The sequence below is a fragment of the Desulfurivibrio nitratireducens genome (assembly GCF_044068515.1).
Lineage (GTDB): Bacteria > Desulfobacterota > Desulfobulbia > Desulfobulbales > Desulfurivibrionaceae > Desulfurivibrio.
Map to the genome: position 1 here is coordinate 61158 of NZ_JBIPKI010000007.1, position 11804 is coordinate 72961.

General features: G+C 57.1%; 10 protein-coding genes and 1 tRNA gene. 3 read left to right on the forward strand and 8 right to left on the reverse strand.

Going from position 1 to position 11804, the window contains the following annotated elements:
• Window positions 1–130: 130 nt before the first annotated feature.
• The 6 genes from ACHHTY_RS04100 to ACHHTY_RS04125 form a co-directional block, all read right to left on the reverse strand.
• Window positions 131–1906 (reverse strand): sodium:solute symporter family protein, encoded by a 1776-nt coding sequence (locus ACHHTY_RS04100; protein ID WP_395492793.1) that lies wholly within the window; start codon window positions 1904–1906, stop codon window positions 131–133.
• Between the two features lie 141 nt (window positions 1907–2047).
• Window positions 2048–2299 (reverse strand): DUF4212 domain-containing protein, encoded by a 252-nt coding sequence (locus ACHHTY_RS04105; RefSeq protein WP_395492794.1) that lies wholly within the window; start codon window positions 2297–2299, stop codon window positions 2048–2050.
• A 168-nt stretch (window positions 2300–2467) separates the two neighbouring features.
• The gene (locus ACHHTY_RS04110) at window positions 2468–3187 is read right to left on the reverse strand and encodes a 3'-5' exonuclease (protein ID WP_395492795.1); all 720 of its coding nucleotides are present in this window, start codon (window positions 3185–3187) and stop codon (window positions 2468–2470) included.
• Window positions 3188–3198: 11 nt separating this feature from the next.
• The gene (locus ACHHTY_RS04115) at window positions 3199–5130 is read right to left on the reverse strand and encodes a putative nucleotidyltransferase substrate binding domain-containing protein (RefSeq protein WP_395492796.1); all 1932 of its coding nucleotides are present in this window, start codon (window positions 5128–5130) and stop codon (window positions 3199–3201) included.
• A gap of 133 nt (window positions 5131–5263) precedes the next feature.
• Window positions 5264–5743, reverse strand: coding sequence for a hypothetical protein (locus ACHHTY_RS04120; RefSeq protein WP_395492797.1), 480 nt, complete (start codon window positions 5741–5743; stop codon window positions 5264–5266).
• Window positions 5744–5844: 101 nt separating this feature from the next.
• Window positions 5845–5919: transfer RNA gene (locus ACHHTY_RS04125), tRNA-Cys, on the reverse strand.
• Between the two features lie 53 nt (window positions 5920–5972).
• Here ACHHTY_RS04125 and rnc point away from each other — a divergent pair.
• From rnc to ACHHTY_RS04140, 3 genes are all read left to right on the forward strand, one after another.
• A complete protein-coding gene (gene rnc, locus ACHHTY_RS04130; RefSeq protein WP_395492798.1) occupies window positions 5973–6665 on the forward strand; it encodes a ribonuclease III in 693 nt (230 codons plus the stop codon).
• 357 nt (window positions 6666–7022) lie between these two features.
• On the forward strand, window positions 7023–8465 hold the full coding sequence (locus ACHHTY_RS04135; protein ID WP_395492799.1) for an acetyl-CoA carboxylase biotin carboxylase subunit: 1443 nt from the start codon (window positions 7023–7025) through the stop codon (window positions 8463–8465).
• Window positions 8466–8634: 169 nt separating this feature from the next.
• Window positions 8635–10542, forward strand: a complete 1908-nt coding sequence (locus ACHHTY_RS04140; RefSeq protein ID WP_395492800.1) for a biotin/lipoyl-containing protein — start codon at window positions 8635–8637, stop codon at window positions 10540–10542.
• Window positions 10543–10693: 151 nt separating this feature from the next.
• Here ACHHTY_RS04140 and ACHHTY_RS04145 read toward each other — a convergent pair whose 3' ends face one another.
• Window positions 10694–11035 (reverse strand): isoamylase early set domain-containing protein, encoded by a 342-nt coding sequence (locus tag ACHHTY_RS04145; RefSeq protein ID WP_395492801.1) that lies wholly within the window; start codon window positions 11033–11035, stop codon window positions 10694–10696.
• A 102-nt stretch (window positions 11036–11137) separates the two neighbouring features.
• Window positions 11138–11578: a PPC domain-containing DNA-binding protein gene (locus ACHHTY_RS04150; RefSeq protein ID WP_395492802.1), complete on the reverse strand. Its 441-nt coding sequence runs from the start codon at window positions 11576–11578 to the stop codon at window positions 11138–11140.
• Window positions 11579–11804: the final 226 nt, after the last annotated feature.

Here is an 11804-nt window from a genome sequence, read left to right on the forward strand (position 1 = left end):
AGGGCGCGTCCCATGGTTTTTAAAGTTTAAACAGGCTTTGCAAATCGGCCAAACATCTTCCGGTTCGACCAGCCCCGTGGGCAAACAAGTCCCCGGGGCTGGTCGAGCCAGGTTGGTTTAGCCATTGTAATTAATGATCGTAGGCGCTGCTGGCCCCCCGCGGGTAGCGAATGCTGTCCACCATTTCCTGAACCTCCTTGGGCGGGGGCGGAGTCAGCCGGGAAACCACCAGGGTGACGATGAAGTTCAGGGCCATGCCCACCGCGCCGATGCCTTCAGCGCTGATCCCCAGGAACCAGGGCGCGGCCCCCATGAAGTTGACATGGATGATATAGAGGAAAGTAAAGCCCATCCCCAGGATCATCCCGGCGATGGCTCCTTCCCGGTTGGTGCGTTTGTCGAAAATGCCCAGCACGATGATCGGGAAGAAGGAGGAGGCCGCCAAGCCGAAGGCAAAGGCCACCACCTGGGCCACGAATCCTGGTGGATTGATTCCGAAGTATCCCGCGACCATGACCGCAAGACCGATCATTACCCGGCCCACCAGGAGCCGTTGCGCCTCCGTCGCCTTGCGGTTGATCATGCGGTAATAGAGATCGTGGGAAATCGAGGATGAAACCACGATCAGCAGACCGGAGGCGGTGGATAGGGCTGCCGCCAGGCCACCGGCGGCCACCAGGGCGATGATCCAGGCCGGCAACTGGGCGATTTCCGGGTTGGCCAGCACCATGATATCCCGGTCAATAAAGACTTCATTGGCGTTGTCGGTGGGAGTGTTGTTCAGCAGCCGTTGACCCCATTCGCCGGCCTCACCGGTGAAGCTGGGGCGACCGCTGAAGGCGTCGCCGGGCCCGTACTGGATGATCCCGTCGTTATTCTTGTCGACCCAGGCAATCAGGCCGGTCTGCTCCCAGTTCCGCACCCAGGAAGGCGCCTCGCTGTAGGGGGTTTCATGCAGGGTGTTGATCATGTTGTAACGGGCAAAGGAAGCTACGGCCGGAGCGGTGGTATAGAGGATGGCGATGAAAAGCAGGGCGTAACCGGCCGAAATCCGGGCGCCGCGTACGCTGGGTACGGTATAGAAGCGGATGATCACGTGGGGCAGGCCGGCGGTGCCGACCATCAGGGCCAGAGTGATGCAGAAAACATCCAGCATGCTTTTGCTGCCCGGTCCGAAAGCCTGGGTGTATTCGGCAAAACCCAAATCGCGGTGCAGGGCGTCGATGGTCTCGAGCAGGTATTTGCCGGTATTGGGCCCATCGGAAATCGCCCCGCCGAAGCCGATCTGGGGCAGGGGGTGGCCGGTGATCATGATCGAGATGGCCACCGCCGGAATCAGGTAAGCGATGATCAGGACCACGTACTGGGCCACCTGGGTGTAGGTAATCCCTTTCATCCCACCGAGGGCGGCATAGAAAAAGACGATGGCCATGCCGATGAAAACCCCGGTGTTGACATCGACTTCGAGAAAACGGCTGAAAACGATGCCGACCCCGCGCATCTGGCCGGCGACATAGGTCAGTGAGATGAAGATGGCGCAGATCAGGGCGACGAAACGGGCGGTATCGGAGTAATAACGATCGCCGACAAAGTCCGGCACCGTGAATTTGCCGAACTTACGCAGGTAGGGGGCCAGCAGCAAGGCCAGCAGCACGTAGCCGCCGGTCCAGCCCAGGAGGTAGATGGAACCACCGTAACCCATGAAGGAAACCATTCCGGCCATGGAGATGAAGGACGCGGCGCTCATCCAGTCGGCGGCGGTGGCCATTCCGTTGGCCAGGGGGGAAACCCCGCCGCCGGCCACGTAAAATCCCTTGGTGGTTTTAACCCGGGAAATCCAGGCAATGGTGAGGTAGATGCTGAAGGTCAGACCCACCATAATGTAGGTCCAGGCCAGAATCGACATGGTTTCTCTCCTTAAGATATATTTGGATATATATGTTTTTTGGTTAACCGTTGCTCGCTGAAAGCCGCAAATATCCGTTGATCCCCCAAAATCGACGGATTTGATCCGCTGCGCGGCCGGGCGAAGCGCGGTTGAGCAGGATTATTCGTTGACGTCGAATTCCCGGTCCAGCTTCTGCATCAGAATGTAATAGACGAAGATCAGAACCACGAAGACATAGATGGCACCCTGCTGGGCAAACCAGAACCCCAGGGGAAAACCACCCATGTGGAAACGGTTGAGCGTCTCCACGAAAAGGATGCCGCAGCCGTAGGAAACCACGGCCCAGATAGTGAGGAGAATCACCATGTAGGTAAGATTCTTTTTCCAGTAGATGGACAGGTCTTTGCTCATTGCTACCCTCCTTAGCGCAAAATTAGTGAGCGAACACCCGAAACCCCCGTTTCCGCGGCCCGCCCGGATTATAAAGATGTACCGGAACCAGAACAGCTGGCCAGTCTAAGCAAAGGTCAAGCAAAAATCAACAGGAAAATTAAAGGGACTGTTAAGTGCCACTTTGTGTCAGTAAAAGATCTTGCGCCAGGCCTGGCCGGAATTGTACAGATCCTTGAGGGTGACTATGCCCTGGCTGTGCATTTTTTTGACCAGAAAGATAAAGAGATAGGCGGTTTGAAGGGCGTCCTCATAGGCGTCGTGATGGGTGAACCGGGGGAGGCCGTACTGGCTGGTCAAGGCGGCCAGGTTGAAGGAAAGATCCATCCGGAAACGGTCGTGGTAGTCTCGCCACTGCATTTCGGTGTAAGTCTGGGCCAGGCGCATGGTATCGAGGCAGGGATTGGACACCGGGGCGCCGTAATAACGGCGGCAGGCCTGGTTCAAAAAAGCTACGTCCAGGCCCACATAGTGCCCCACCAGCAGAGACCTGCCGCAGTAGGAGATGAAGCTGGGCAGTATTGCCGCCAGCGAGGGTGCTTCTTCGATCTGCTGCGGGGTAATCCGGTGAATCAGAGTGCTGTCCTTGGGCAGAGCTTTGGGCGGCTTGACCCGGACATAAAAGGTGTCGCCAACCATGATCCGGAGATCGCGAATCCGGACGGCCCCAATGGAGACAATCTCGTCCCGCTGGCGATTCAGTCCGGTCAACTCGGTGTCGAAGACCACAAACTCGTATGCGCTGAGAGGAAGGTTCTGGTCCAGCCGCTTGAAGTGGTGCCAGTTTTCGGCGAAGAGCGGGTGGGAGGGGGGAATGAGGCCCAGACGGGCGAACAGGTTATGGAGCATCGCGGCGTGAATCAGCGTTCGCCCAACCGGAATTCCGTCTTGATATGGCTCTGCAACCGCCTCACCACTTCAAAGGATTCCTTGAGGGTCTGTTTTTCAAGGTCGGACAGACTGGCCGGGTTTATGTAATTGTTTGGTTCCTCCTCAGCCTCCATCTTGCGCAACTGGTGCACCAGGCGCAACTGCATTAGAAATTCATAGGCTTTAATGGTTTCATGGTACATCTCGTAGCCGATATGCCCCCTCTCCTGGAGCAATTGCAGCCGGAGCAGGGTGTTGCTCTCGGTTATGCCGTGCTTGAGAGCGAAAATGCGGGCGAAATCGACAAACGGGACCAGCCCTTTGGTCTTGAGATTGAGGGCGTTGCGATGCTCGCCGTCCTTCTCAACGATGAAATTGCGGAAAAAAGATAGCGGTGGACGGGCATCCAGGGCGTTTTTGGCCAGGTAATAAAGAAAAATATCCTGGCCGGGAATGGCTTTAACCAGGTGGCGGCGCAGATCTTCGGCCAGGGAGAGATCTCCGTAACCGCCCCGGAAATCGAAAAATATCGCCGAATGCATGACATCTTTCGGCACTGGGTTGTAAATCCAGTTGTCGAAGCATTTTTTCCAGTCCGGGGCCGTCATTCGCCACTTGGGATTGGAAGCCATCATGTCCCCGGGGCAGAGAGGATAACCGCAGGCCACCAGGTTTTCAATGGCCCTTTCGCTCAACATTTTGAAATATTTTTCGGCGGCGGCCCGTTGTTCATCGTTTTCGGGCGGGGCGTAAATAAGGGCGTTGTCCTGGTCGGTCTTGAAAGTCTGCTCGCTGCGGCCTTCGCTGCCCATCAGCAACCAGCAGAAGGGCAGCGGTGGCGGTCCCAAATCCTCGATGAGCAGTGACAGCAGACGTTCCAGGATATGATCATTCAAAACCGTAATCATTTTGGTGATATTGTTGGCCTTGGCCCCTTCCTCGATCAGGGTTCTGACAACGGTGGGCACCTTGCGGGCGAGGGGATGCAGGCCTTCCAGGGAACGTTGGGCCAGGATTTCCCGGAAAAGATACAAGGGGGAGGAGCCTTGCAGCAGCATGATATCGTGGGTGGTGATCATGCCAATGATTTCCCCTTGTTTTTCCACGGCGAGATGGTGGATGCGCAGGCGCATCATGCGCAGCATGGCGTCGAAACAAACCGCGTGGGCGGGAATGGTCTGGACCGGGGAGGCCATGATTTTCTCCACCGGGGTCTGGTAATCCAGCCCGGCGGCCACCACCTTGGTCCGCAGATCCTTGTCGGTGACGATACCGAAGATCTTGCCCTCGGGGTCGGTAACCAGCAGCGAGCCAATGCGCAGTTCGGCCATTTTAGCGGCGGCCCGGCGTACCGATGCGCTGCCGGCGATGGTCTGGGGTTTACCCTTGATGGTGGTGCCGACCTGGGTGGAGAAGAGGTAAAGCGCGCTTTCAGTCCGGGGCGCGACCCGATGGTGGCGGAGTTCGGCGTAAGCGGTGTTGACCAGTTTTTCCGATAGCCGGCGGAGAAAGTAATGACTTACCTTGGGGGAGGAATCAAGCAGGTGGCGGAAGGATTCCTTGGTGAAGAGGAAGCAGAAGGTGTCCTCCACTGTTTCCACGTTAAGGTTGGCCTTGGTGTTCTGGATGATGGGCAAAGCTCCGAAATACTCCCCCTCGCCGCGGAAATCCTTGAGGGTGACTTCGCCATGGTCGTCTTCCAGATAAATTTTAACCCCGCCTTTTTGAATCAGGTAAAAGTATTCGACCTCGGTTTCCCCCTGGCGAAAAATCACGGTACCCTTGGGGATGAAGTCGATAATGCAGTGGCGCGCGAGCTCCAGCAGGGTAGAATCGTCAAGTTCGTTGAAGGGCAGGGTATGCCGGAGAAAATCCAGCACCGTTTCCGGGGCGATATTATGGACATTTTTTTTGGGGGACATCGCCAAAAGCTCCATGTTGGCCAAGCCGTTTGCTCGGGCCAGCCGCTGCGCCGCCATCATGCCGGCAGCGGGCCAGAGCGCGGGACTTTCGCCGGGGGTCAAGGGGGTGAGCCGCCTTGTCCGGCCAAGTTTATCATTTTTCCAGGCTGCGGATCAAATCCCGCCGGGGAAACATTTTGAGGAAAAGAAAGGCGGCCAGGGCGGTCATTAACAGAATCAGAGGAAATTCCGGATAAATCCGATTTTCCGGCAATAACAGCGAAAGCGGGGCCAGAACCAGGAGAAACTGGTAGCCGATTCGCCGGAAACGAAGTATCTCCCGGAGCAGATAAAAGTTGATCACCACCGGGACCAGGGAGAGAAAGAGAAAAAAATCGATGGCTCCGAACTGGACGATGGTCAGCATTTTTTTGCTGGTGATAAAGAGCAGGATCAGGCCAAGCAGCAGGTTGAGATAGAGGTACTTGCCCCGGACTCCGGGATGGGAGATATTGTTGACATGAAACAGCAGCGTCCGGGGATCTTCCTGCTCTTTGAGCCGGGCGACAATGGCTTGGCGGCTTTCCCCCGCCAGCAGGGCTTTTTCGATTTTTTCCTCCAGGGGCCGGGCCATGGATCTATCCTTGCGCAACGGGGCTGCCGGGGCAAGCCCCTCGGGGAGTTGCTAAAAAAAGGGGAATCAACCGTAAAACTGGTGATCCCCCTGGTTTTTGCTGGAGGCGGCGACCGGATTTGAACCGGTGAATAATGGTTTTGCAGACCACTGCCTTACCACTTGGCTACGCCGCCGTTTGGGTAAGAAAAGAAAAATAAACAGACTTGGGCTGTTTGACAAGGAAAATATGGCCGAACAGGATCTACTTGTAGAATGCATTGCCCGCCTGGGCTACCGCTTTCGGAATCAGGCCCTGCTGCGCCAGGCCGTGGTTCATAGTTCATACGCCTTCGAGCGCGGCGGCGGCAAATTGCGGCGCAACAACGAACGGCTGGAGTTTCTTGGCGATGCCGTGCTCGATTTGGCGGTGGGGGCCTTGCTCTACGAGCTGCATCCGCGGATGCGGGAAGGCGACCTTTCCCGGCACCGGGCCGCGCTGGTTAATGAATCCCATCTGGCCCTGATGGCCCGGGAAATCGGCTTGGACGCCTTTATTCTGCTGGGGCGGGGAGAAAAGAAAAGCGGCGGCAACACCAAACCCTCTATCCTGGCCGGCGCCTTTGAGGCGGTGATCGGCGCGGTTTATCTTGACGGGGGTTGCGAGGCGGCCCAGCAAATGCTGCGGAAGCTCTTTCTGCCCTGGCTTGAAGGTACCCCGGCCCTTGAGCACACTGACGCCAAAAGCACTCTGCAGGAACTGCTCCAGGAACGCTACGGAGAAGCCCCCGCTTATCACCTGGAAGGAGAAGAGGGTCCGTCCCACGACAAGATTTTTTCCTCCGTCGTTATTTTCCGGGGGGAAATCCTGGGCCGGGGCAAGGCCGGCAGCAAAAAGGAGGCTGAGCAAGCGGCGGCCGCCGCCGCGCTGGCAAAGATGTAGGGTTCCGGCCGGCTGCGGGGGGGGGGCTGGCTGGTTGGCCAAATTGGGAGGCCGCCTTTTTCCGGGCCGCTGCATCGGGGAGCCGGACCTCGTTCCGACTGAGAGTTCAGATGTGGAGATCTGCTTCCCCTGGCCAGGATTCCCTCCCTGAGGGTCACCGGCCAAAATCGACGGGTGTGGTCTTGCCTGGGCAACTGTTCTGTGGTAAATATATTGTTCAGCGTGTTCTTCAATGGTCCTCGCCGGGGGCTGCCGTGTTCAGGGTGGCCCCCTTTTTTGCGAGTATTTCCGGGGCCTTTTCCGCATTGTGTCATATCCTTATGTTAATATATTAAGTCCTTGCCAGAGAGGTGTGTCTTGAAGAAGAAAATACTGGTTGCCAACCGCGGCGAGATCGCCCTGCGCATTATCCGCGCTATTCAAGAGCTGGGTTACAGCGCCGTGGCCGTTTACGAGTCCCCGGACAACGAGGCTCTGCATATCCGCACCGCCGACGAAGCGGTCTGGCTTGGCGATGGACCCCGTTCTGATTATCTCAATATTGACAAAGTGATTGCCGCCGCCAAAAAAACCGGGGCCGAGGCCATTCATCCCGGCTATGGTTTTTTGGCCGAGAATCCGGATTTTGCCAAGGCCTGCGAGGATAACGGGATTATTTTCATCGGTCCCCCTTCCGATGTTATCCAGGCCCTGGGCGACAAGGTTACAGCTCGCCGGATCATGGCCGAGGCCGGGATTCCCATGGTGCCCGGCACCTCCAGCCTGGCCCCGGGTGAGGCCGGCGTGGCCGAAGCGGTGGAATTCTGCCGGGCCCACGGCTATCCGGTGATGCTCAAGGCTACCGCCGGGGGCGGAGGACGGGGGATTCGCCGGATCGACAACGAGCAGCAGTTGCGGGCGGAAATTCCCGTGGCCCGGGCCGAGGCCAAAGCCTCCTTTAACAACGACGCGGTATTCCTTGAAAAGCTGGTGCTCAATCCCAAGCACATTGAAGTTCAGGTCATGGCCGACAAGGAAGGGACCACCGTCCATCTCGGCTCCCGTGACTGTTCGATCCAGCGCCGCAACCAGAAACTTATTGAGATCGCGCCATCCCTGATCCCGGACAAAAAACTGGTGGAAACCATCTGTCAGACCGCGGTTAAAGCCGCCCGGGCCGCACGTTATTTCAATGCCGGCACCGTCGAGTTCCTGGTGGATGAAGACTACAATTTCTATTTCATGGAAATCAACACCCGGGTCCAGGTGGAACATACGGTGACCGAGATGGTGACCGGCATCGATATCGTCCGGACCCAGATCAAGCTGGCTTTGGGCAAGAAACTGTCCTTTGCCCAGAGCGATGTCCAGATCCGCGGTTACGCCATCGAGGTGCGGGTCAACGCCGAGGATCCCCAGAACAATTTCATGCCCGAGGGGGGCAAAACCGTGGCGGTCTATCGTTCTCCCGGGGGCTACGGAGTGCGGTTGGACGGCTTCGGTTACCAGGGCTACACCATTCCCGAAGTTTACGATTCCCTGCTGGTCAAGCTCACCGTGCACGGCTTTACCTGGAACGAAACGGTGGATCGCCTGCGTCGCTGCCTCAACAACTTCGTCATTATCGGGCCCAAGACCACGATCCCCTTTTATCTGCGGGTGATCGACGATCCCGATTTCGAGAAGGGAGACTTCAACACCTCCTTCCTCGATACCCACAGCTACCTGCTGGAATATGAAGACGTGGAATCGGAGGGCAGCAAACTGGCGCACCTGATCGCCGAGATCCATTACCGCAAACAGAACCCTTACGCCATTTAACCCCCGGCAATGAGGCGGGGAGAAGGCCGGGGCGGACGGATGGGATCGTCGCCCCGGCTTATTCCCGTCGACCCGATCCGGGCCTTGCCAGAATTTAAGCTGATATTGAGATGGTCGGCCGGAACCCTCGCATGGCGGCCACCGGCAAACTTGATGAGGAGATAAGAGCATGGAACGCATTGTCCACGGCATGAGCCCCAGTGAGGCGCTGGCCAACCTGCGCCGGGCGGATGGTTATTATGTAACCAATACCGCCCGCGATCTGTCCCAGTCGGACTATAAAAACCGGATTTTATTGCATACCGATCTGCTGGCAGCCAAACCCCGGGAGCAGGCGGGCTATTTTTCCCTGGAAATCACCGGCGGAGCCTCGATCCATGTTGATATTCTCCGCAAGCAGGTGGATCCCTTTCTCAAACTGGAACTGTTGCGGGAGAAAATGCCCAAGACCATGTTCCAGACCCTGTGCCGGGGGATCAATCTTTTCGGTTACCGGCCCTATCCCCAGAACGTGATCCGCCTGGTAGTCCGGGAGTTTGCCAAGTACGTCGATGTCTGGCGGGTCTTCGATTTTCTCAACCATGTGCCCAATATGGTCGCGGTTTTCGAAGAGGTGCAGAAGGCGGGAAAAATCCTCGAACCGGCCGTCTGCTTTTCCACCGGCCCGGAGCATACCAATGATTTCTACGTCAAAAAGGTCGAGGAAATTCTGAAGGTTACCGGCCCGGAAATCATTCTTTGCATCAAAAACCATGGCGGTTTGGGCACCCCCAAGCGGATCGGGGACCTGGTGAGCGCTATTCTCCAGAAACACCCGGATCTGGTGATCCATTATCATGGCCACAACACCGACGGCAACGATGTCGGCCGGATTACCGCCGCCGTCCAGGCCGGAGCCAGAATCGTCGATGCCTCCGATCATGCCTTTTCCGGTTTCTACGGACCGCCTTCGGTTCTTTCCGCGGTCAACACCTTGAGCGACTACGGCTACAAGGCCATCGGCCTGGACGAGGAAGCGGTGGTGGAAACCTCCGAGGCTCTGCGCAGCGAGCGCAAATATTACGAGTACTTTGAGTCCCAGTTCAAAGGGTTCGACCCCACCGTGCAGATCCACAAACTGCCGGGTGGAGCGGCCGGCAGCAGCTTTGAGCAGGCCACCAAGGGAGGCTTTCTCGATAAAATGCCCACCATCCTTCACCAGGAACTGCCCAAGGTGCAGAAGGAACTGGGCAATTTCTGGAGTGTGACCCCCGGCTCCCAGATTCTCTGGACCACGGCGGTGGCCAATGTCCAGGGCGGGGAGCGTTACGGCAATCCCTCCGGGGACTTGAAGAATTTGCTGCTGGGCAAATACGGCCCCTTCCCCTTCTACCAGCCGGCGGACTGGATCTATGAAAAGATTTTCGGGCCCGACTGGCGGGAACTGCTGGCCAGGGAAGGCGGCATGGACCAGATCGAGGATATGGATATCGAAAAGGAGCGCCAGGACCTGGAGGAAAAACTGGGTTATGAACCGACGGAACAGCAACTGGTCTCCTACCTCCAGCATCCCAACGACGCCGTGGCCTTCTTCAAGTTCGAAGAAAAATTCGGCAAGGTCTACATGCTGCCCCCTTCGGTGCTCCTGCGGCGGGGCGGTTTCAAGCTGGGCGAGATTATCAAGTTCCGCGATCATTACGGCAAGGAGCATGTCGTGGAAGTCGGTCCCATGCAGCATGACGAAGCCGGCAAGGCCCACGTTTACCTCAATGTGGACCACCATGAACGTCGTTACGAGTTTGAACCGGAAGTTGCGGAAGGATCCGGAAACGGCGGGGCTAAAGTGGTCAAGCTGTCCAAGCGGGAGATCGAGGAGTTGGCCAAGGGCGGAGATGTGCGCGCCCCCTTCGGAGCCAATGTCTGCGAGGTAAGCGTCAAGGTCGGAGACGAGGTCAAGGCCGGGGATCGGCTGCTGATCCTCGAGGCGATGAAAATGCAGACTCCGATCAACAGCCAGCTTGACGGCCTGGTGGAAAGCCTGGCCGTCAAGGTTGGCGACGCGGTCAAGCCGGGGGGAGAAATGGTCCGGATTAAGTAACCCGCCCGGCCGGCGCTTTACCTGCTCCGAAATAAAAAAAGCTCCGATCACGTTTATGATCGGAGCTTTTTTTGTCCGGGAGGAACCAAGCGATAAGGTCCGGCACCGATGCCTAAATAGGAGCGGCTGCTTCTGCCGGTCCCGGTTCGGCTTAGCTGATCTCAATCACCGAATTATCTTCGCCGTAAGCATTGGCGCAACGATGTTCGTTGGCGGGATCGGTCCACCAGGAGCCGTCCACCACGAAGCGATATTCATAACGCCCCGGCTTGAGCTTGAGGCTTTTCTTGTGCAGGCCGTTTTTGAACTTCCGCATTTTGTGCTGATTGCTTTCCCAGTTGTTGAAGTCGCCCGCCAGAAAAACTTCGGTTGCTTCGGGTGCCATCAGGCAGAACTCGTAAGAAGCCGCGGCTGATTTGGCGCTTTTGGGGCTGGGCTTGCTCTTGCTGCTTTTGTCTGCCGGTTTCTTGGTGGCTGAAACTTTGGTTGCCATGTTTACCCCTCTCTGGCCAATGTTACACAACAGATGAATCCTTTTATATTTTGCTCCCGCTTATTCTGCTGAAAAATCAATTGCTGTGTCAATAAAAAAAAATCAAGCAAAGGTCAGCCGGTTGAAGCCGCCTTCCGGATACCAGGGCCGGGTGGCTTTGATGCCGTCTATTTCGATAATGCAGACCTCCAGAACCAGGTAGGTGGTGGTGCCTTTGCGGATGCAGGCGGTCATGGTTTCGCCGTGATGGCCCAAGGCGGCGTGGAGGTGGACTTTGGGCTCGTCTTTTTCGTCCCGGAAGATGCTGCCGCCACCCAGGGTTTCCCGGACGTTGCCAAGATTGGCCCAGACCGGCTCCGGCGGCATCACCGGCTCTCGCGGTCCGGTGACCACCTCAGCGCTTCGCAAGCCGCCGATGACCCAGAACCAGGCGGCGCGGATATTCTCCTGCCGGATTATTTCGTTCAAGCCTGCGAGGAAATCGTCGCCCTCGTCAAAACGAATACTGAAGATCCGGCCGGCGCTGCCGCTGCGATAATCCATGGTATTTCCCTCCCTGCTGGTTTGTTGCCTGTTTATGGGCCGCAGGGCAAGAACCCCTGCGGGGAAAGCGGTTCCGGGTTTGTCGGAGCGCTTGTTTTTTCGCTTTTTGTAACGGGCTCCGAACCGCGAAGGATTGGCTTCTGTTCCAGCTCAGTACTCTCGAATTATACTCCCTGTAACCAGGTTGTTCAGTTTTTTTTGGCGGCCGCTTTGCATACACCTTAAT